At 68.2% G+C, this 21,311-nt stretch carries 21 protein-coding genes; 18 read left to right on the top strand and 3 right to left on the bottom strand.

Annotated features, from left to right (window positions below):
- Positions 1-41: 41 nt before the first annotated feature.
- The 5 genes from EFY87_RS00895 to EFY87_RS00875 all read left to right on the top strand — a co-directional run bounded on the left by EFY87_RS00895 (position 42) and on the right by EFY87_RS00875 (position 4,508).
- Positions 42-1,616 carry an FAD-binding oxidoreductase gene (locus EFY87_RS00895; protein ID WP_123269421.1) on the top strand — a complete coding sequence of 525 codons (1,575 nt, stop codon included), beginning with the start codon at positions 42-44 and terminating at the stop codon, positions 1,614-1,616.
- Between the two features lie 78 nt (positions 1,617-1,694).
- Positions 1,695-2,576, top strand: coding sequence for a diacylglycerol/lipid kinase family protein (locus tag EFY87_RS00890; RefSeq protein WP_220093451.1), 882 nt, complete (start codon positions 1,695-1,697; stop codon positions 2,574-2,576).
- A 31-nt stretch (positions 2,577-2,607) separates the two neighbouring features.
- Entirely contained in the window at positions 2,608-2,910 is a 303-nt protein-coding gene (locus EFY87_RS00885; protein WP_123269419.1) for a DUF1330 domain-containing protein, read from the top strand.
- A gap of 113 nt (positions 2,911-3,023) precedes the next feature.
- Complete coding sequence (locus tag EFY87_RS00880) at positions 3,024-3,728, top strand: hypothetical protein (RefSeq protein WP_123269418.1); 705 nt, start codon at positions 3,024-3,026, stop codon at positions 3,726-3,728.
- Positions 3,729-3,740: 12 nt separating this feature from the next.
- Positions 3,741-4,508, top strand: a complete 768-nt coding sequence (locus EFY87_RS00875) for an alpha/beta hydrolase (RefSeq protein WP_123269417.1) — start codon at positions 3,741-3,743, stop codon at positions 4,506-4,508.
- Between the two features lie 73 nt (positions 4,509-4,581).
- Here EFY87_RS00875 and EFY87_RS00870 read toward each other — a convergent pair whose 3' ends face one another.
- From EFY87_RS00870 to EFY87_RS00865, 3 genes are all read right to left on the bottom strand, one after another.
- Positions 4,582-5,847 (bottom strand): HNH endonuclease signature motif containing protein, encoded by a 1,266-nt coding sequence (locus EFY87_RS00870; protein ID WP_148043196.1) that lies wholly within the window; start codon positions 5,845-5,847, stop codon positions 4,582-4,584.
- The gene (locus EFY87_RS19950; protein WP_148043195.1) at positions 5,828-6,337 is read right to left on the bottom strand and encodes a hypothetical protein; all 510 of its coding nucleotides are present in this window, start codon (positions 6,335-6,337) and stop codon (positions 5,828-5,830) included. The genes EFY87_RS00870 and EFY87_RS19950 overlap by 20 nt, the downstream gene beginning before the upstream one ends.
- Before the next feature lie 414 nt (positions 6,338-6,751).
- Positions 6,752-8,035, bottom strand: a complete 1,284-nt coding sequence (locus EFY87_RS00865; protein WP_123269415.1) for an isochorismate synthase — start codon at positions 8,033-8,035, stop codon at positions 6,752-6,754.
- An 89-nt stretch (positions 8,036-8,124) separates the two neighbouring features.
- Here EFY87_RS00865 and EFY87_RS00860 point away from each other — a divergent pair, with 89 nt between their 5' ends.
- The 13 genes from EFY87_RS00860 (at position 8,125) to nuoK (ending at position 21,258) form a co-directional block, all read left to right on the top strand.
- Positions 8,125-8,847 carry a demethylmenaquinone methyltransferase gene (locus EFY87_RS00860; RefSeq protein ID WP_123269414.1) on the top strand — a complete coding sequence of 241 codons (723 nt, stop codon included), beginning with the start codon at positions 8,125-8,127 and terminating at the stop codon, positions 8,845-8,847.
- Positions 8,848-8,973: 126 nt separating this feature from the next.
- Positions 8,974-10,272, top strand: coding sequence for a geranylgeranyl reductase family protein (locus EFY87_RS00855; RefSeq protein ID WP_123269413.1), 1,299 nt, complete (start codon positions 8,974-8,976; stop codon positions 10,270-10,272).
- Positions 10,273-10,360: 88 nt separating this feature from the next.
- Complete coding sequence (locus tag EFY87_RS00850) at positions 10,361-10,726, top strand: NADH-quinone oxidoreductase subunit A (RefSeq protein ID WP_123269412.1); 366 nt, start codon at positions 10,361-10,363, stop codon at positions 10,724-10,726.
- Positions 10,727-10,733: 7 nt separating this feature from the next.
- Complete coding sequence (locus tag EFY87_RS00845) at positions 10,734-11,288, top strand: NuoB/complex I 20 kDa subunit family protein (RefSeq protein ID WP_123269411.1); 555 nt, start codon at positions 10,734-10,736, stop codon at positions 11,286-11,288.
- Positions 11,285-12,025, top strand: coding sequence for an NADH-quinone oxidoreductase subunit C (locus EFY87_RS00840; protein ID WP_220093450.1), 741 nt, complete (start codon positions 11,285-11,287; stop codon positions 12,023-12,025). The genes EFY87_RS00845 and EFY87_RS00840 overlap by 4 nt, the downstream gene beginning before the upstream one ends.
- A 131-nt stretch (positions 12,026-12,156) precedes the next feature.
- Positions 12,157-13,440, top strand: a complete 1,284-nt coding sequence (locus tag EFY87_RS00835) for an NADH-quinone oxidoreductase subunit D (protein ID WP_245988321.1) — start codon at positions 12,157-12,159, stop codon at positions 13,438-13,440.
- A 119-nt stretch (positions 13,441-13,559) separates the two neighbouring features.
- Positions 13,560-14,360, top strand: coding sequence for an NADH-quinone oxidoreductase subunit NuoE (gene nuoE / locus EFY87_RS00830; RefSeq protein ID WP_425459341.1), 801 nt, complete (start codon positions 13,560-13,562; stop codon positions 14,358-14,360).
- 1 nt (position 14,361) lies between these two features.
- Positions 14,362-15,684, top strand: a complete 1,323-nt coding sequence (gene nuoF, locus EFY87_RS00825) for an NADH-quinone oxidoreductase subunit NuoF (protein ID WP_123269409.1) — start codon at positions 14,362-14,364, stop codon at positions 15,682-15,684.
- Entirely contained in the window at positions 15,681-18,179 is a 2,499-nt protein-coding gene (locus EFY87_RS00820) for an NADH-quinone oxidoreductase subunit G (protein WP_123269408.1), read from the top strand. Before nuoF ends, EFY87_RS00820 begins: the two co-directional genes overlap by 4 nt.
- Positions 18,176-19,555 (top strand): NADH-quinone oxidoreductase subunit NuoH, encoded by a 1,380-nt coding sequence (nuoH, locus tag EFY87_RS00815; protein WP_220093449.1) that lies wholly within the window; start codon positions 18,176-18,178, stop codon positions 19,553-19,555. Before EFY87_RS00820 ends, nuoH begins: the two co-directional genes overlap by 4 nt.
- Positions 19,548-20,162, top strand: a complete 615-nt coding sequence (nuoI, locus tag EFY87_RS00810) for an NADH-quinone oxidoreductase subunit NuoI (protein WP_123269407.1) — start codon at positions 19,548-19,550, stop codon at positions 20,160-20,162. The genes nuoH and nuoI overlap by 8 nt, the downstream gene beginning before the upstream one ends.
- Positions 20,159-20,962, top strand: coding sequence for an NADH-quinone oxidoreductase subunit J (locus tag EFY87_RS00805; protein ID WP_123269406.1), 804 nt, complete (start codon positions 20,159-20,161; stop codon positions 20,960-20,962). The genes nuoI and EFY87_RS00805 overlap by 4 nt, the downstream gene beginning before the upstream one ends.
- On the top strand, positions 20,959-21,258 hold the full coding sequence (gene nuoK, locus EFY87_RS00800) for an NADH-quinone oxidoreductase subunit NuoK (RefSeq protein ID WP_123269405.1): 300 nt from the start codon (positions 20,959-20,961) through the stop codon (positions 21,256-21,258). Before EFY87_RS00805 ends, nuoK begins: the two co-directional genes overlap by 4 nt.
- Positions 21,259-21,311 lie beyond the last annotated feature (53 nt).

The raw sequence follows: 21,311 nt of genomic DNA, 5'->3' as shown, positions 1-21,311 counted from the left end.
TCCGCGGCGACGAGTGTCGCGGAGCGATCTGGGAGCACGCAATGCACTGGTCACGATGGGGAGACCCCCGCCATACGACGACGTTGCCGGACAGCGCGGCCGAGCTAATGACGTTGGCGTTCGGGGAGATTCAGCCGCAGCCCGCGGTGGACCTCAGGGACGTGCGGGTGCCGGTGGCGGGCCTTGCCACGGAGCACGTGGCCGCGCTGCGCGCCGTGGTGGGCGCCGCGCACGTCGGCGGTGACGACGCGGATCGCATCCACCACACGCGCGGAAAGTCGACTCCCGACCTGCTCGCGGCCCGCGCCGGTGACTTCTCCGACGCCCCGGACGTGGTGGTGCGACCGGGCAGTGCCGATGAGGTCGTTGCGGTGTTGCGGGTGTGCGCCGAGCATGCGATCGCCGTGGTGCCCTATGGCGGTGGGACCTCGGTCGTCGGCGGTCTCGTCGCGGATCGCGGTGACCTGCGCGGTGTGGTCAGCCTTGACCTGCGCCGGCTGGACCGGATGGTTGCGCTGGACGAGGAATCGCTGACCGCGACCCTGCAGGCTGGGCTGCTCGGCCCGGCGGCGGAAGCCCTGCTGGGTGAGCGCGGTTACACGCTGGGGCACTTCCCGCAGTCGTTCGAGTTCGCCAGCATCGGCGGCTTCGCCGCGACTCGGTCCAGTGGTCAATCCTCCTCGGGATATGGCAGATTCGACTCGCTGGTGATCTCGCTGACCGTGGCAACGGCGCGAGGCCTGTGGACGCTCGGGCGGGCACCGGCCACGGCGGCAGGACCCGACCTGCGGCAGCTGGTGCTGGGCTCGGAGGGCACGTTCGGCGTCATCACCGACGTGACCGTGATGGTGCGCCCGGCGCCTGCGGAGAAGGTCTATGAGACGTGGCGCTGGGCGTCGTTCGCGGACGGGGCGACGGCAATGCGCCGGCTGGTGCAGGACGACCTCAACCCGACGGTGCTGCGGTTGTCGGACGAGACGGAGACCGCGATCAATCTCAGCGACCCGGCCGCCATCGGGCTCTCCGACGCGGGCGGGGTGCAGATGGTGTGCGGCTTCGAGGGGACGGCTGCACGGGTCGCGCGGCTGCGCGCCGAGGTGCACGAAGCGCTTGGGGAGCTGGGCGGCGAGCGAGCGGGCGAGCAGCGCGGCGCCGCGTGGGCCGAGGGGCGCTTCGCTGCGCCATACCTCCGCGACGCGTTGCTGGACGAAGGCGTGCTGGTGGAAACCCTTGAGACAGCGACGGGTTGGAGCAACCTGCAGCATCTCTACACCGAGGTGAAGGCGGCTATCGGTGCTGCCGCGGGGGAGCAAGGGTTCGACCCGGTGATCCTGTGCCACATCTCGCACGTCTACCGGGCGGGCGCGTCGCTCTACTTCACCGTGGCGATGCGCGAGGCGGACGACGGTGCCGCGCAGTGGGCGCCGATCAAGCGGGCGGCGAGCGACGCGATCGAGGCGTCCGGCGGCACGATCACCCACCACCACGCCGTCGGGCGCGACCACAAGCCGTGGCTCGCCGACGAGATCGGTGCGCCCGGCGTGGCGGCCTTGCGCGCGGTCAAGCAGGCGCTGGATCCTGAGGGCATCCTCAACCCGGGAGTGCTTATCCCATGATCACCCCACGAAGTTCTCCCCCGCTGCGCTCCTCCGATACTTCGTGGGGGCCTCGATCCTCTGATTTCCGGAGTCTTGATGAGTAATACGCAGTCGTTCCACGTGATCGCCAATCCGCTGTCCGGTGGCGGCCGGGCCGTGCACGTCGCGTGCGACGTGGCCGCCGACCTGGGTGACGCGGGTGCGGCGGTGCGGATCACGTTCTCGCCCGGCATCGACGCCGCGGACGGCCTGGTGAAGGACACCGCGGCGGCCGGCGAGACCTGTGTGGTGGTGGGCGGCGACGGGATGGTCAGCACCATGGCAGGGCCGCTGCACCGGTATGACGTGACGGCGGCGATCGTGCCCAGCGGGCGTGGCAACGACTTTGCGCGGCAGCTCGCCATACCCGAAAACATCCATGACGCAACGCGGTTGGCGCTCGGTGGAGTCGAAACCCCGGTCGACGCGATCGAGGTTGCCGGCCGGGTCGTGGTCGGCAGCGTGTATGCCGGGGTCGACTCGCTGGTCTCCGAACTGGTCAATGCCCGCTCCAGCCGGTTGCCGTCGGGCCTGCAATATCAGCTCGCGTCGCTGCGCGGGCTGTTGCGGTTCACCCCGCGCGACTACCGGGTGGAGGTGGACGGGCAGGTCTTCGAATATCGCGGATTCACCGCGATCGCAGCCAATTCCGGCTTCTACGGCAAGGGCATGCACATTGCGCCCGAGGCCGAGGTGCACGACGGGCTGCTGGACGTGGTGATGGTCGGTGTCGGCAACCGGCTGAAATTCGTGCGCGCCCTGCCGCAGCTCTACCGCGGGACGCACCTGCAGAATCCGGAGGTCACCGTCGCCCGGGGGGCGGTGGTGCGCATCGCGGCCGACGGCGTCGAGGCGTATGCCGATGGGGAGCCGCTCGCACCCACGCCGGTCACCGCCCAGGTGCTGCCCGGTGCGCTGCGACTGCTGTTGAATGGCTGAGCACAATCGTCTCGCCGGAGAGGGAATTGCCATGACTGCCAAGGGTTATTGGATCGCGCGCATCACGGTGCACGACGCCGACGGATACGCGAGGTATGTCGCGGCGGCCAATCCGGTCTACACGGCGTTTGGTGGTACACCGCTGGTGCGCGGCGGCCGGTTCGAGATCAGCGAGGGCGAGACGCGGCCGCGCAACGTGGTGATTGAGTTCCCGAGTTACCAGGCGGCGATGGACTGTTATCGCAGCGCCGAGTATCAAGCGGCCCGCGCCATACGGCAGCAGGCTGCCGACGGCGAGGTCGTCGTGGTCGAGGGTGCCGAGGTGGCTGGATAACTGCCCCCGATGACCCCGGGCGTTCTGCGGTCGCCCTCTTCTCCCAGCATGCGGCTGCGGCCGAGCGAAGACAAGGCTGCAATTTGGTGGCGTGGCTCAGGATCATTGAGCGTATGGCGACGACACATCCTGCACAGGAGAGCGGCACATCGCTCACGCATCGGCTGCGCCATGTGCGCTGGATCGCCGGTGGCACCGCATCCGGAAAGTCGACGGTGGCTGCCGGTTTGGTGCGTGAGTTCGGGGTCGAGCTGTATTCGGGTGACCGTGCGGAACAGCAGTGGATCGCCCGTGCCGTCCCGCACCGGCAGCCGAGGTTCTTCGCGCTCCGAGACCAGCGTCCGGGTGACAACTGGCGCGGCCGCACCGGGAAACAGGCGTTCGAGGCGATGCCCGGACGCAGCGGCGAGACCGTCGGGTTCCTCGTCGAGGACCTGCTCGCCCGGCCCGCCGAACGGCCCGTTGTCGTCGACTACTTCGGCATACTCCCGCGGGATCTGGCCCCGCTTCTGGAGCGTCCGGAGCAGGCGGTTTTTCTGGTCCCCACCCCCCAGTTCCGTCGCGCAGCGCTGCGACGGCGGTACGCCGACCCGCGCAGGGCACGAGCCAACTGGGGTGACCTGGACCCGGCCGATGTCATCCGGACCCGGTTGGAGCGCGACGCCCTCTGGGATGCCGAGGTCACCGAGCAAGCGCACGATCTCGGTCTGCCGATCATGACTGTCGACGGTGCGTGTTCAGCCGAGCGGATCATCGACCGGCTCGGTCGGCAGTTCGGTGTGCGGGCCGACAGTCACGAGAAACGACCGACGACCTGATAGGAAAGTCGCGTGCTCGTCGATCGTTACCCCGCGTATGTCGGCGGCCCGGAATTGCACATGCTGCTGTACGAGCCGGTCCGCTGCATCGAGCCAGGGTCCGGCGTACTTCTGCTGCACGGTGGGGCGTTGAGCGCAGGAACACCGCAAGATATGGCCCCGCATTGCGAAGCGCTGGCAGAACGCGGAATCTTTGCTGCATCGGCTGCGTACCGCTTGCTGGGCCAGGGAGCGCAGAGCATTGATGACTGCCTCAGCGACGTGAATGCTGCCATCGCCAGGTTCATGGCAATGGCGGCTGCGCACGGGTTGCCGACGGATCGGCTGGCCATCGGCGGCAGTTCCGCAGGCGCGCACTTGGCCCTGGTGTCGGCGATGCCACAGCAGGGCCGCGGCGAGCTGAGCGCTCGACACCGTATGAACGCGGTGATCGCGCTCAATCCAGCTGGGCTGGATCTGGCCGCGCACGACCAGGCGACCCAACGATCGCTCGAGGCACGCATCGGAACCGGGCCAGGGTCGCTCTTGCGGTATTCGCTCATGGAGCGGGTGCGCTCAGGTGGACCTGCGGTGTTGATCCAGCACGGAACTGCGGACGAGGTGGAGCCGATCGCGTGGGTGCGCCGGTTTCGCGACGCGATGATCGCCGTGGGCAACCGATGCGAATTGCTCGAATATGAAAGCGCTCGTCATGCTTTTCACTACCCGGGCACGTCGAATGGGGACAACTTCACTGCTGTTATCGACGCGACGGCGAGGTTTCTCGCCGATCTTCGATGAGGTCAGAAACCTCCAAAGGCGGCGCGGCCACCCCGCTTCGGTCTCATGCAATGGCAACGGTTTCCGGCGCCGCCTATTCGCTGGGGGTGGTGATGTAGGTGCGGCCGTATGGGCTGGTCCACGTGCACACCCCGAGGGGTGTCATGGTGACGGTCCAGCCGTGGGCTTGTTTGGTGCGGTGGTGGTGCCGGCAGAGGCAGTGCAGGTTCCATGCGGCGGTAGGCCCGAACGGCCAGCCGACCACGTGGTCGAGGTCGCACCGGGCCGCGGGGCGGGTGCAGCCGGGGAACCGGCAATGCGAATCCCGAGCGCGCACGAACGCGGCAAGTTTCGCGCCCGGCCGGTACCGGGTTTGGCAGGTCTCGACGGTGACTCCGGTGTCGGCGTCGATCAGGGCACGGGTGATCGTCATCCCGAACGACCGGGACATGGCTTCGATCACGCACGCGGGGACGGTGCCGATCCCGGGGATGGTCGCATCACCCAGTCGTGCGAAGTCAGTGTGGTCGGGAGCGTCTAGAAGTCGATCGGGTGGCAGCGGGTCGGGCGGGGAGCAGCCGGTGTCGTCGTCGAATTCCGTGGCGTCGAGTTCCGGGTCGTCGGGGTCGGGCGGGTAGAGGCGTTTGAGGAGTTCGTTGAATTCTCGTTCGATGACTTCCTCGTCGAGCACGGCGGTAACCCCGGCGCCGGCCGGCTGGGCTGCTTCCCGAAGCCCAGCCGTGGTGGCGATCCCGGTGATGGGGTGGGCGAACGCGGCCGGCCACTCGCTGCAACCACCCGCGGCTGGCGCGGTAAGTGACTCGGCGACTGTCCCGCTCCCAGCACTGGTGCCCGAACTGGTGAACCCGGTTTCGCGGTGCACGGGGACCTGGATCACCAGGTTGGTGGTGATCGTGGCGTGGTCCAGCACCAGGTCGGTGAGGGCATCGGCGCGGCACTCGGCCAGTGTCTTGTCGGTGGTGGTGTCCGCATGCAACTGGCGGGCGTGCTCGTCGACGGCGGCCATCAGCTGGGCAGCAGTGGCCGTCGGGAGGATTGCGTGCAGATGCGACAGGCCGGGTTCGTCGTCCGGGTGCACGAACACGGCGATCCGCTCACGCCGCCGCCGGGTGGTGGCACGGTCGGCGGCGACCGGGTCGATGCGGGTCAGGATGCGGTGCACCCGCCGCCCGGCCAGGGTCGCGGACTGCTTCGCCAGCAACTCCAGGTTGGCTTGCTCGACTGCCGCGAACTGTGTTGCATCGCCGTCATGTTCGTCCGGGTCGCCAAGCAGTGCGTTCTCGACCGCAGCCGCCGGATCATGAACGCGGCGACTACCGTCAGCGGCGGTGTCTTGCACGACTTGCCCGAGCGCCCGATGGACCGACCGCAGCTTGGCCGGCTCCAACTCCCCGGACCCGACCCCGGGTGAACAAGCGCGGGGTGCGCCTGATCGCCTCGGACGCTTCACTGACCCGGTCCAGGGCTTGCCGGCTGGTCCATCCCAGCAACGGCCCGACCTCACACCCGATGAATTCTTCCTGGTACGCACCGATCCGGTGGTGGATCTCACGCACCCGGACCCCCTCAGGGCTGGTGGCGTCCGGTGTCACGACGTCTTCGATCGCGGCGGCTTGCGCCAGCCGCGCCGATTGCACCGCCCACGCCGCATCCAGCACCCGTTGCGCAGTCACCGCCTGGTCCAGCAGTTCCGTCTTCGACAACCCTGCCGAGTCGGTGCGGGCATCCTGGAACGCCGAGGTCAACAGGGCGAACGCGGCCTGGATTCTCGCGCCGGCAGACCCGGGCGCACCCTCACCGGGTGTGCGGTCTGCCGGGGTGTCCTCCATGGCTTAATGCTACAGGTGCTCGAATCATGTGTCGAGAGAATTGGCCACGAATGCGCACTATTTTCGGGTATTTTCGCGGCACCGATGCCGTCGAGGCACCGCACGCACGCGACTACTTTTCGTTACGTTGCCATCGACCTCGATACGCCTTTCTCCGCTTCGCTCCCCTGGGCTACTCGGCCACCCCGGGAGGAGGCCGCCTCGGCTTCGCTACTTCGCCGAGCGGGGTACAACCTCATCGACCGGGGTAGAACCAAGGGGCTCCACAGCCCCCGCTTCTACCCCGCTCGGCGCCGAAGTACCCCGCTCGGTGAGCAGGCACGGGCCTCGGTACGCCCTCCTCCGCTGCGCCCTTCGATACGCTCCCCGCTTCGCTCCTCCGCTACTCAGGGCACCACTTGGACGCGGCGGGGCCTACGAGCGCCCGCCCTCCGCTCCACACCCCAGCGCCTGCAGCATTGGCACCAGCTTCGCTTCGGACTCACTGAGCTCGGCGGAGGGATGTGACCCGGCCACGATCCCGCAGCCGGCGAAAAGTCTGATCTGCGAAGGGGATTCGAGCGCGCCGCAGCGTAATGCGATGCCCCACTCGCCGTCGCCGTCGGCGTCGAGCCAGCCGACCGGCCCGGCATACCGGCCCCGATCCATCTGCTCCAGCTCGGCGATCAGGTCTCGCGCGGCGAGCGTCGGCGTGCCGCACACCGCGGCCGACGGATGCAGCGACGCCGCGAGCGTCAGCGACGAGACGTCCTCGTGCAGGACGCCGGCAACATCGGTCGCCAGGTGCATCACATTGGGCAGGTGCAGGACGAACGGCGACTCCGGCACGTTCATCGACGAACAGTGCGGGGACAGCGCGTCGGCGACGGAGCGCACGGCATACTCGTGCTCCTCCAGGTCCTTGCTCGACCGGGCCAGCGAGGCGGCCAGCGCGAGGTCGTGCTCATCGTCACCCGTGCGCCGGATCGTCCCGGCCAGCACCCGCGAGGTGACCAGGCCCTTCTGGCGGCGTACCAGCAACTCCGGTGTCGCACCGATCAGCCCGTCCACGCTGTAGGTCCAGGTGTTGGGGTAGGAAGCGGACAGGTTGCGCAGCAGGTGCCGCGGGTCAATCGGGGTGCTCGACCGCACGACGACGTCACGGGCCATCACGACCTTGTCCAGCGCCCCGGACTGGATCCGGCCGACCGCAGTCGCCACCGCGCCGGCCCACTGCTCGCCGGTGAGCGCGCCGTCATACGCGTCGGCGACCACCGGGGGAGCCGGGGCCGCCCCGGCCGTCAGCGCGGGAGTGGCCGGCAGCTGGGCCGCCGTGCCCACGGTCGTGAGCCAGCAGACGTCGTGGTGCCGCCCCACCACGGTGGCGGGCACGTGCAGGACACCGCCGGCCGCTGAAGTTGCCGCGAAGGCGAACGACCCGACCGCGATCAGTCCCGAGCCCGGCAGATCCACCTCGGAACGCACCACGGCGTCGCGCACCACCTCGCTCCACCACAGCTCGGCGTCCTCGAAGCGCGCCGTCCCCTGCGTCTGTATGGCGGCAGCGGTTCCCCACCCGACAAACCCGTCGCCGTCGCGCAACCAGCTGATCGGTGCCTCGGCACCGGGCGGGATCAGCGAGACGAGATCTCCCGGGTCCTGGATGCGTGTGGAGCGCACCACCAGCGCGGGATGCGATTGCGGCAACGGCAGGGTCACGAGCGGCCACCTTACGCCGACCGGCACTGGGCGACGCGTTTCGGCATACGGGACAATGACCGCATGAATGACCGGATGAGCGAGTGACCATGACCGAGCAGCCCACGGCAGCCAATCGCGCCAGCCTCGACAAGCAGCCCCGAGATGTCGCGCGGATGTTCGACCAGGTCGCGGCTCGCTACGACCTGACCAACGACGTGATGGCGATGGGGCAGAACCGGCGCTGGCGCAAGGCCGTGGTGGAGTCGCTGCACGTCCAGCATGGTGACGTGGTCCTCGACATCGCGGCGGGCACCGGCACCAGCAGTGTCCCGTTCGAGCGGATGGGCGCACGCGTCGTGGCCGCCGACTTCTCGCTGGGCATGCTGCGCAAGGGCAAACAACTGCGACCCGGTATGGCGTTCGCGGCCGCCGACGCGATGCAGCTGCCCTTCGCGGACAACTCCTTCGACGCCGTGACAATGTCATTCGGCTTCCGCAACGTGCAGTCGACCCAGGAAGCGCTGCGCGAATTCCGGCGGGTGACCAAGCCGGGCGGCAGGTTGCTGATCTGCGAGTTCTCCACGCCGACCAACCCGGCCTTCCGCAAGGTCTACAGCGAATACCTCATGTCGGCACTGCCGCGGGTCGCCCGCCGTGTCGGCTCGAACGCCGAGTCCTATGTCTACCTCGCCGAGTCGATCCAGGCGTGGCCGGACCAGGCGGGCATCGCGTCGCAACTGCAGGACGCGGGCTGGGCCGGTGTCGAGTGGCGCAACCTCACCGGCGGCATCGTCGCGCTGCACCGGGCCACCAAGCCGGCCCGGTTCTGACACCCGCAGCGGCACTTGCGGTTAGGTGCGCCTAAGTAGGTATGACGATTCAGCTGGGAATACAGTGCATGGGTTAGTGAAGACGTTCACAAGCTAGAAAGATTCGCCCTAGTGAGCCACCCCGGCATGACCCCTGCCCCGGACGAGAGCGCCGACGTCATCGTCGTCGGCGCCGGCCCTGGTGGATCCGCCACAGCCGCATACCTTGCGATGTCCGGCCTCGACGTCCTCCTGCTGGAGAAGACGCACTTCCCGCGCGAGAAGGTCTGCGGCGACGGGCTCACACCCCGCGCGGTGCGCGAGCTGATCACTCTCGGTGTCCCGACTCCCGAGGCCGACGGCTGGATCAAGAACAAGGGCCTGCGGATCATCGGCGGCGGCATGCGGCTGCAGCTGGACTGGCCCGACGTCGCGAGCTTCCCGCCATACGGCCTGGTGCGCACGCGCCAGGACTTCGACGACATCCTCGCCAAGCACGCCGTCAAGCACGGCGCCCGGCTGCGCGAGGGCATGAACGTCAGCGCCCCGGTCAAGGACGACGCCACCGGCGCGATCGTCGGGGTGGAGGCCAAGGAGATGGGCGCCGACAACCGGCCGACCGGCAAGGTGCTGACCTTCCGCGCGCCGCTGGTGATTGCCGCCGACGGCAACTCCTCCCGGCTGTCACTGTCGATGGGCCGCGACAAGCGCGACGACCGGCCGATGGGCGTCGCAGTCCGCGCCTACTACACCAGCCCGCGGCACGACGACGACTACCTCGAGTCGTGGCTCGAGTTGTGGTCGACCGACAAGAACGGCAAGCGCGTCCTGCTGCCCGGCTACGGCTGGATCTTCGGCGTCGGCGACGGCACCAGCAACGTCGGCCTCGGAATCCTCAACACCTCCAGTGCATTCGGCAAGACCGACTACAAAGACGTCATGCGTCGCTGGGTCGCCACGATGCCGGAGGAGTGGACCTACAACGAGGAGACCATCACCGGCCCGATCCGCGGCGCCGCACTCCCGATGGGCTTCAATCGCCAGCCGCACTACGCCGACGGCCTGCTGCTGGTCGGCGACGCCGGGGGCATGGTCAACCCGTTCAACGGCGAGGGCATCGCCTATGCCATGGAGTCCGGCCGGCTCGCCGCCGAGGTGATCGCGCAGGCGTTCGGCCGGGCCGACGACGCCGGCCGCGAGCGGGTGCTGCAGTCCTACCCGCAGGTGATGAAGGACGCGCTCGGCGGCTACTTCACGATCGGCCGCTACTTCGCGCAGCTGATCGGGCACCCGGAAATCATGCGATTTGCCGTCCGTTACGGCCTCCCGCGCAAGACGATGATGCAACTCTTGTTGAAGATCATGGCCAACTTGGGCGACGAGCACGGCGGCAAACTCGACGATCGGGTGATGTCGATGTTGTCCCGGGTGGTGCCCGCGGCGTGAGAGAGCGACACAATGGCTCCCGTGCGCAGCGCATGATGCGGGACAGCAACACGGTCAGGAACGGCAACGTTCGGAAGGACTCGCAAGCATGAACTACTCATACGCACCGCTGTTGTTCTTCGCAGGCATCGGTGCCGCCTTCGCGATCTTCTCGGTGCTGGGGGCGAGTTCGCTGGCCGGGCCGAAGCGCTACAACCGCGCCAAGGCCGACGCCTACGAATGCGGCATTCAGCCGAGCCCGCACGCCGATGGCGGCGGCCGCGTGCCGATCAAGTACTACCTGACCGCGATGCTGTTCATCATCTTCGACATCGAGTCGGTGTTCCTTTACCCGTTCGCGGTGTCCTTCGACCGGATGGGCCTGTTCGCACTGGTCGAGATGGTGCTCTTCGTACTGACGGTGTTCATCGCCTACGCCTTCGTATGGCGTCGCGGCGGACTCGAGTGGGATTGAGGCTGACATGGGAATCGAAGAGAAGCTGCCCGCAGGCTTCCTGCTGACCACGGTCGAGCAGGTTGCCGGCTACATGCGCAAGAGCTCGGTCTGGCCGGCCACCTTCGGCCTGGCCTGTTGCGCGATCGAGATGATGGCGGTCGGCACGCCCGACTACGACATCGCCCGCTTCGGCATGGAGCGTTTCAGCGCCACGCCGCGCCAGGCCGACCTGATGATCGTCGCGGGCCGGGTGAGCCAGAAGATGGCGCCGGTCGTGCGCCAGGTCTACGACCAGATGCCCGAACCCAAGTGGGTCATCTCGATGGGTGTGTGCGCCAGCTCGGGCGGCATGTTCAACAACTACGCGATCGTGCAGGGCGTCGACCACGTCATACCCGTCGACATCTACCTGCCCGGTTGTCCGCCCCGCCCAGAGATGCTGCTGCACGCGATTCTCGAGCTGCACCAGCAGATCCAGCAGATGAAGTTCGGCGTGAACCGGGTCGAGGCCGCGCGTGCCGCCGAGCAGGCCGCGATGGCGGCGACGCCGACGCACCAGATGAAGGGATTGCTCGCGTGAGCCCCGAAGACCAGGAGACGACGACCGACGCCGTCACCTCCGGCGAGCTCGCCGAGGTTGCGACGCCCGGCAAGCCGGTGCAGGTGGCCGAGCGCAAGGGCATGTTCGGTTCGTCGCTCGGCAACGACACCACCGGGTATGGCGAGCTCGACCGGCCGGTGCTCTTCCCGGGTGCGGCGAGCAAGCCCTACGGCGGCTACTTCGACCAGCTCACAGGCAGCCTGGAGATCGCGCTGCGGCGCAATGGCGGCGACGTCGACAGCGCCGTCGAGCGGGTCGTCGTCGACCGTGGCGAGCTAACCCTTTTCGTGGCCCGGGAGCACCTGCCGCTCGTCGCGCAGGTGCTGCGCGACGAGCCGTCGCTGCGCTTCGAGCAGTGCCTGGGCGTCAGCGGGGTGCATTACCCGCAGGAGACCGGCCGCGAACTGCATGCCGTCTACCACTTCATCTCGATCACCAACGGCAGCAAGCGAGTTCGCGTCGAGGTCACCGTGCCGGAGGGCGACGCGCACATCCCGTCGATCGTGGCGACCTACCCCGGAGTGGACTGGCACGAGCGCGAGACGTGGGACATGTTCGGGATCGTCTTCGACGGTCACCCGGCGCTGACCCGGATCCTGATGCCCGACGACTGGCCGGGGCACCCGCAACGCAAGGACTACCCGCTCGGCGGCATACCCGTGGAATACAAGGGCGCGACCGTGCCGCCGGCGGACGACAGGAGGTCGTACAAGTGAGTGCCGACCGAGTTGAGGACACGAACGCAGTGAGGCCCGGAGACGAGGGCAGAGGCACGACAGAGAACGTGACGACTGCAGCACACGACGCGTATGGCGCGACGACCCACGACGTTGACGATGACACCCCGGTGCTCAACGCCGTCGGCGGTGACTGGGACGACCTGGTCGATGAGGCGGCTGCGCTGCACGAGGAGCGCATCGTCGTCAACATGGGCCCGCAGCACCCGTCGACGCACGGCGTGCTCCGGCTGATCCTGGAACTCGACGGTGAGACGGTCACCGAAGCCCGCGCGGGCATCGGCTACCTGCACACCGGCATCGAGAAAAACATGGAGTTCCGCACCTGGGTGCAGGGTGTGACGTTCTGCACGCGCATGGACTACGTGACCCCCCTGTTCAACGAGGCGTCCTACTGCCTGTCCGTGGAGAAGCTGCTCGGCATCACCGACCAGATCCCGGAGCGCGCCCAGGCGATCCGGGTGCTGATGATGGAGCTCAACCGGATTGCCTCGCACCTGATTTGCCTCGGGACCGGTGGCATGGAGATGGGCGCGACGACGGTGATGACCATCGGCTTCCGCGAGCGCGAGCGCATCCTGCGGATCTTCGAAGCGGTCAGCGGGCTGCGGATGAACAACGCCTACATCCGGCCGGGTGGTGTGGCCGCGGATCTTCCGGCGGGCACCATCGACCAGATCCGGGAGAACCTGCCGTTGATCCGCAAGGGCATCGGCGAGCTGGAGGCGTTGCTCAACGAGAACCCGATCCTCAAGGGACGCACCGTCGACGTCGGCTACCTCGATCTCACCGGGTGTATGGCGCTGGGTATCACCGGTCCGATGTTGCGGGCGGCCGGCCTGCCGCACGATCTGCGTAAGGCCGAACCTTACTGTGGTTACGAGAAATACGACTTCGACGTCCCGACCTGGGACACGTGCGACGCCTACGGGCGGCTGCGGGTGCGCATCGATGAGATGTATCAGTCGCTGCGCATCGTGGAGCAGGTCGTCCAGGAGCTCGACGAGAACCCCGGCCCGGTGATGGTCGCGGACAAGAAGATCGCCTGGCCGGCCCAGCTGGCCGTCGGCTCGGACGGCCAGGGCAACAGCCTGGACCACATCCGCGAGATCATGGGCGAATCGATGGAGTCACTCATCCATCACTTCAAGCTGGTGACCGAGGGCTTCCGGGTCCCGCCCGGGCAGGCCTATGCCGCCGTGGAAAGCCCGAAGGGCGAGTTGGGCTGCCATGCGGTCTCCGACGGAGGTACCCGGCCCTACCGTGTGCACTTCCGCGAGCCCTCCTTCAACAATTTGCAGGCAGTTGCCGCGCTGTCCGAGGGCGGGTCGGTCGCCGACGTCATCGTGGCCGTCGCGAGCATCGACCCCGTCATAGGAGGCGTTGACCGATGACAGAGAACTCCGACATGGCGATCCGGGGTCCCCGCGAAGTATCGAGCGAGGCACGAGCGAGAACTTCGTGGGGTGGAAATCACGTGCAGGCAGAGGACCGCGCGCACGCGTCCAACGCGATCCTGCATCCGCAAGCGCCGCTGCAGGCGACCGCCGAGCCCTACACGGCCGAGCAGCTGACGCAGCTGAATGCCGACATCGACGCGATCATCGCGCGCTACCCGGTGAAACGTTCGGCGCTGCTGCCGATGCTGCACCTGATCCAGAGCGTCGACGGTTATGTCACCGGACGGGGCGTGCGGCTGTGCGCCGAGCGCCTGGAGCTGACCGACGCCGAGGTCTCCGGCGTCGCGACGTTCTACACCCAGTACAAGCGTCACCCGAACGGCGACTACACCATCGGCGTCTGCACCAACACGCTCTGTGCGGTGATGGGCGGCGACCTGATCTTCGAGCGGCTGTCCGAGCACTTGGGCATCGGCCATGACGAGACCACCGAGGACGGCAAGATCACCCTCGAGCGGGTCGAGTGCAACGCGGCGTGCGATTACGCGCCCGTGGTGATGGCCAACTGGGAGTTCTTCGACCAGCAGACCCCGGAGTCGACGGTGCAGCTGGCCGACGACCTGCGGGCCGGCAAGGACGTGGCGCCGACCCGTGGCGCCGCGAAGGTCTGCACGTTCAAGCACATCGAGCGCGTGCTGGCCGGTTTCCCGGACGGCCGCGCCGACGAAGGTGTGGGCGCGGGCGAGCAGTCCCTGGAAGGCTTGCGCCTGGCGCACCAGAACGACTGGCGCGCACCGGGCGACGAGGGCGGCCCGCTCTCCGAAGAAGCCCACCAGAACACCGCGACCACCGACGAAACCGGCGGCCCACTGCCCGGGCACCCGCACAGTTCGGCCGAACGGCAGGAGGACTGAGATGTCGACGACCCTGACCCCGGTGCTCACCAAGCAGTGGGACGACCCGCGTAGCTGGACGCTGGAGACCTACCGCCGTGGCGGTGGCTACCAGGCGCTCGCGAAGGCGCTCGGCAGTGACCCCGCGGCGCTCATCGAGGAGGTCAAGAACTCCGGTCTGCGCGGTCGTGGCGGCGCGGGCTTCCCGACCGGCATGAAGTGGTCCTTCCTGCCCAAGCCGGACGGCGGACCGCGCTACCTCGTGGTCAACGCCGACGAGTCCGAGCCGGGCACCTGCAAGGACATCCCGCTGATGATGGCGGCGCCGCACACCCTCGTGGAGGGCGTGGCGATCACGTCATACGCCATCGGCTGCCACCACGCCTTCATCTACCTGCGCGGCGAGGTGGTGCACGTCTACCGCCGGCTGATGAACGCCGTCCAGGAGGCGTATGACGCGGGCCTGCTCGGCAAGGACATCCAGGGCACCGGCTTCGACCTGGACATCACGGTGCACGCCGGCGCCGGCGCCTACGAGTGCGGCGAAGAGACCGCGCTGCTCGACTCGCTGGAAGGACGCCGCGGGCAGCCCCGGCTGAAGCCGCCGTTCCCGGCGGTCGAGGGCCTCTACGCGCGCCCCACTGTTGTCAACAACGTCGAGTCGATCGCGTCGGTTCCCAGCATCATCGCCCAGGGCGCCGACTGGTTCTCCAGCATGGGCACCGAGAAGTCGAAGGGCTACGGCATCTTCAGCCTCTCCGGTCACGTCACCCGGCCGGGCCAGTACGAAGCACCGCTCGGCATCACACTGCGTGAGCTGCTGGACATGGCCGGCGGCATACGCGACGGTCACGAGCTGAAGTTCTGGACCCCGGGCGGCTCGTCGACGCCGATCTTCACGTCCGAGCACCTGGATGTCCCGCTCGACTTCGACTCCGTCGCCGCTGCCGGTTCGATGCTCGGCACGCGTGCGCTGCAGATGTTCGACGAGACGACATCGGTGGTGCATGCGGTCGCCCGGTGGATCGACTTCTACGCGCACGAGTCGTGCGGCAAGTGCACGCCGTGCCGTGAGGGCACCTACTGGATGAAGCAGATCATGACCCGGCTCGAGCATGGCAAGGGCACCGCCGAGGACATCGACACCCTGCTCGACGTCTGCGACAACATCTTCGGCCGCTCGTTCTGCGCTCTCGGTGACGCCGCGACCGCGCCGGTCACCTCCGGCATCGAGCACTTCCGCGAGGAGTTCGAACTCGGCACCCACACCCCGTGGTGGGAGGCGTTCCCGCCGGCGAACTCCGCACTCTTCCCGGTCACCCAGAAGGAGGCTGCGTCCGTATGACGACCGTCACCTCACCCGCATCCAGCGCCGCCGCCCCGCCGCCGGAGGACTCGGTCTCGCTGACGATCGACGGCGTGCCCGTCACCGTGCCCAAGGGCACCCTGGTGATCCGCGCCGCCGAGCAGGTCGGCATCCAGATCCCGCGCTTCTGCGACCACCCGCTGCTCGACCCGGTCGGCGCCTGCCGCCAGTGCCTGGTCGAGGTGCCCGACGCGGGCAACGGCCGCGGTATGCCGAAGCCGCAGGCCTCCTGCACCCTGGCCGTCGCCGAGGGCATGAAGGTCGAGACCCAGCTGACCTCCGCGGTCGCCGACAAGGCGCAGCACGGTCAGATGGAGTTCCTGCTGATCAACCACCCGCTGGACTGCCCGGTCTGTGACAAGGGCGGCGAGTGCCCGCTGCAGAACCAGGCGATGTCGAACGGCCGCACCCGGAGCCGCTTCGAGGACGTCAAGCGCACCTACCCCAAGCCGATCAACATCTCCAGCCAGGTGCTGCTCGACCGTGACCGGTGCATCCTGTGCGCCCGGTGCACCCGCTTCTCCGACCAGATCGCCGGCGACCCGTTCATCGCGCTGATCGAGCGTGGTGCGTTGCAGCAGGTCGGCATCTACGAGGAGAAGCCGTTCCAGTCCTACTTCTCCGGCAACACCGTGCAGATCTGCCCGGTCGGCGCGCTGACGGGTGCGGCATACCGCTTCCGGTCCCGGCCGTTCGACCTGGTGTCGACCCCGTCGGTGTGTGAGCACTGCGCGAGCGGTTGCGCGATCCGCACCGACCACCGCCGCGGCGTCGTGCTGCGGCGGATGGCGCTGGAGGACCCGGCGGTCAACGAGGAGTGGAACTGCGACAAGGGCCGGTGGGCGTTCAAGTACGCCACCATCGACCGGCTGCAGACGCCGCTGGTCCGCGACGCCAACGGTGACCTGCAGGTCGCTGCCTGGCCGGAGGCCCTCGCCGTCGCTGCCAAGGGGCTGACTGCGGCGAAGGCGGCCGGTGGTGTCGGCGTGCTGACCGGCGGCCGGATCAGTACCGAGGACGCCTACGCCTACAGCAAATTCGCGCGCCTGGTGCTCGGCACCAACGACATCGACTTCCGCTCCCGGCCGCTGTCGGCAGAGGAGGCCGACTTCCTGGCGAGCGCGGTCGTGACGACCGGGCCCGACGACGAGCGCGCGGTCACCTTCACCGAGCTGGAGCACGCACCCACCGTGCTGTTGGTCGGTCTGGAACCCGAGGAGGAGTCGCCGAGCATCTTCCTGCGGCTGCGCAAGGGCTACCGCAAGCACGGCACGAAGGTCTTCTCGGTCGCGCCCTTCGTGACCCGCGGCCTGGACAAGATGGGCGGCACGCTGATCGCCGCAGCCCCCGGCACCGAGGCCGAGGTGCTCGACGCCATCGGCAACGCCGGCGGCGACCTGGAGCAGGTTGCCGGGCAGCTGGGCTCCGACACGATCATCCTGGTCGGCGAACGTATGGCGACCGTCCCCGGCGCGCTCTCCGCGGTGCTCGCACTCGCGCAGGCCAAGGACGCGCGCGTGGCCTGGGTGCCGCGGCGGGCGGGCGAGCGCGGTGCGCTCGAAGCCGGTGCCATCGGCACGCTGCTGCCCGGTGGCCGGCCGGTCTGCGACGCTACGGCACGCGACGAGGTCGGTGGCGTCTGGGGCGAGAGCGCGCTGCCCGCAGAGCCGGGCCGTGACACCGACGCGATCCTCGCGGCGGCCGCGACGGGCGAGCTTGCCGGCCTGGTCGTCGGTGGTCTCGACCCACGCGACCTGTCCGCCCAGGAGACGGCCGAGGCCGGCTTGGAGAAGGCCTTCGTGGTCTCGCTGGAGCTGCGCGAGAGTCCGGTTGCGCCATACGCCGACGTCATCCTGCCGGTTGCCGCGCAGCAGGAGAAGGCCGGTTCCTACGTCAACTGGGAGGGCCGCGTGCGGCCCTTCGAGAAGGCGATCGACAGCACCGACATCCCCGACTTCCGGGCGCTGGACCTGCTGGCTGCCGAACTGGGCGAATTCCTCGGCACCCGCACCGTGCAGCAGATCCGCGACGAGCTGGCCGAACTCGGAGCATGGACCGGCACGCGTCCGGCCCGTCCCCGGGTGCGGTCGCGTGGCGTGCCCCGGCCGCTCATCGGCGAGGCCGTGCTGGCGACCTGGGCACACCTGCTCGACAAGGGTGTGCTGCAGGACGGCGAGCCCTACCTGGCCGGCACCGCACAACCATCCGTCGCCCGGCTCTCCGCCGACACGGCAGCGGGGGTCGGCGTCGCCGAAGGCGACCGGCTGGAGGTGTCCACCAAGAACGGCGCGATCACGCTGCCGGTGGTCATCACCCGGATGCCCGACCACGTCGTGTGGCTGCCGACCAATTCGACCGGCAGCGCCGTCCGCAGCACGCTGGGCGCCGACGGGGGAGCGATCGTCACGCTCGCCACGGCACCTGCGACGCCGACCGGCGCCGCACCGTCCGAGACCGAGGGGACCGCGCAGTGAACCTTCTCGCGCTCGCCGGGCCGGCGCTGGCCACCAGCACCGACAACCCGGCCGCCAACTTCAGCGACACCCCCTGGTGGCTGTCGCTGATCAAGGCCCTGTTCCTGTTCGTCTTCCTGCTCGTCAACACGCTGATCGTGATCTGGTTCGAGCGACGGGTGATCGGCCGGATGCAGGAGCGTCCCGGCCCCAACCGCACCGGCCCGTTCGGCTTGCTGCAGACCCTCGCCGACGGCGTCAAGCTGGCGCTGAAGGAAGACATCATGCCGCGCAAGGCGGACAAGCTGATGTTCGTTCTGGCGCCGATCATCGCGGGTGCGATGGCGTTCGTGTCGTTCGCGATCATCCCGCTGTCCGGCAATGTGTGGATGTTCGGCCACTACACGCCGCTGCAGCTGACCGACGCGCCGGTCGCGGTGCTGCTGGTGCTCGCCGTCGCGGGTGTCGGTGTCTACGGCATCGTGCTGGCCGGCTGGTCGTCGGGTTCGACCTACCCGCTGCTGGGCGGCCTGCGCTCCAGCGCGCAGGTCATCTCCTACGAGATCGCCATGGGTCTCGCCCTCGTCGCGGTGTTCCTGTATGCCGGTTCGATGTCGACCAGTCAGATCGTGCTGGCGCAGAAGAGCCTGTGGTACTGCATCCCCGCCTTCTTCTCCTTCGGGGTCTACATCATCACCATGGTCGGGGAAACCAACCGGTTGCCGTTCGACCTCGCCGAGGGTGAGGGCGAGCTGACCGGTGGCTTCCACACCGAATACTCCTCGCTGAAGTTCGCGATGTTCTTCCTCGGCGAGTACGTCAACATGTTCACCGTCTCCGCGCTGGCCACCACCTTGTTCCTGGGCGGCTGGCAGGCACCTCCGGGCATCGCCGCCATCGACGGCGGCCTGTTCAACCACGGATGGTGGGGCGTCCTGTGGTTCGTGATCAAGCTGTGGCTGTTCATGTTCTTCTTCGTGTGGCTGCGTGGTTCGCTGCCGCGTGTCCGCTACGACCAGTTCATGCGGCTGGGCTGGAAGATCCTCATCCCGTCCACCCTGGTGTGGGTCGTCGCGGTGGCCTTCCTGCGTGCCTCGAACGAGGGCTTCCTGGGGCACCGGCAGGTCTTCGGCGGCCGGATGCACCTGGCCACCCTGATCGTCATCGTGATCATCGTGCTGCTGGTGCTGGCCGCGGCCTGGATCTACGACTACAAGGCGTCTGCCGCGGAGAAGGCGGCACCCGAGACGCCGACCGAGATCGATCCGTTCGCGGGCGGTTACCCGGTGCCGCCGCTGCCCGGCCAGACCCTGCGTGAGCCTGCGCCCGCGCTCGCAGCGCCGGCGGCATACCAGACCAGCGAGACCGATTCCGAGCAGGAGGAGAGTCGTGGCTGACAAGAACGACAAGCAGCAAGGCTTCCTGGAGGAACTCTTTGCGCCGGTGGCCGGTTTCGGCGTCACCTTCGCGACGATGTTCCGCACGGTGACGACCGAGGAATACCCAGAGGAGAAGCGCCCGACGCAGTTGCGCTTCCACGGTCGCCACCAGCTCAACCGGCATCCGGACGGGCTGGAGAAGTGTGTCGGCTGCGAGCTGTGCGCGTGGGCCTGCCCGGCCGACGCGATCCTCGTCGAAGGTGCGGACAACAACGACGCCGACGGTCAGCGGTTCTCGCCCGGCGAGCGCTACGGCCGCGTCTACCAGATCAACTACCTGCGCTGCATCTTCTGCGGGCTGTGCATCGAGGCGTGCCCGACCCGGGCCCTGACGATGACCAACGAATACGAGCTCGCCGACGACAACCGGGCCGACCTGATCTTCACCAAGGACCAGTTGCTGGCTCCGCTGCAGTCCGGCATGGCGCCCGCGCCGCACCCGATGGTTGCGGGCATGGACGAGAAGGACTACTACAAGGGCGCGGTCACCGGCGCGACCCCGGCGCAGGAGGAGTGGGTGCGCGAGCACCATGCCAGCGCTGATCAGGAAGGACAGTCGGCATGAGGCTCGGAGGCGCGGAGGCAACCCTGTTCTTCTTCGGGGCCCCGCTCGCAGTCGCCGGTGCGCTGGCTCTGCTGTTCGCCCGCAAGGCGGTCCACGCCGCCATGGGTATGGCGATGACGATGATCATCCTCGGCATTTTCTACATCGCCGAGCAGGCCGAGTTCCTGGGCATCATCCAGATCTTCGTCTACTCCGGCGCGGTCATGATGCTCTTCCTCTTCGTGATCATGCTGGTCGGCGTCGACTCGTCCGACTCGCTGGTGGAGACCATCCGCGGCCAGCGCGTCGCGGGTCTGCTGCTTGCACTCGCGGTCATGCTCAGCCTGCTGGTCAGCGTCGCGAAGATCAGCTTCGGCGCCGCCAAGGGGCTCGACTCGATCAACAGGACCACCGGCAACGTCAGCGGCCTGGCCAACCTGATCTTCGGCCCGTACGTGTGGGCGTTCGAAGTCACCTCGGCACTGCTGATCACCGCCGCGCTGGGCGCGATGCTGCTGGCCCACCGCGAGCGGTTGCGCCCGAAGGCGTCGCAGGCGGAGTGGTCGATGGCCCGGGTGCGTGGCAACGAATACGTTGCCGGTCTGCCGGTGCCGGGTGTCTACGCCCGCAGCAACGCAGCGGACCTGCCCGCGCTGCTGCCCGACGGCAGCATCGCCGAGGCGTCCGTGTCACGGGTGCTCCGGGCGCGCGGCCAGGTCGCACCTCCCGGCCCGAACATCGCGGCCGCGATCGAGATCGAGGGTGAGGCCGGAGACATGACCAGCAAGGAAATCGGCGACCAGCGAGGTGATCTGTCGTGACGCTCACGTCATACGTCTACCTGTCGGTGATCCTCTTCGCGATCGGCAGCGCTGTGGTGCTGCTGCGCCGCAACGCGATCATCGTCTTCATGGGCATCGAGTTGATGCTCAACTCCGCCAACCTGGCCTTCGTGACGTTCGCCCGCATGTGGGGGACGCTCGACGGGCAGGTCATCGCGCTGTTCGTGATGGTGGTCGCCGCCGCCGAGGTCGTGGTGGGCCTCGCGATCATCATGGCCATCTTCCGCGCCCGCAGGTCCGTGTCGGTCGACGACGCCAACCTGCTGAAGCTGTGAGTTAGGGAGTATTCGTGACGATCCATGACGCCACTGGTGTGGCATCGATCGGC

It is taken from the genome of Flexivirga caeni, from assembly GCF_003724155.1.
GTDB lineage: Bacteria > Actinomycetota > Actinomycetes > Actinomycetales > Dermatophilaceae > Flexivirga > Flexivirga caeni.
Note: the sequence above shows the minus strand (reverse complement) of the source record. Positions and strands in the feature narration are given on the sequence as shown.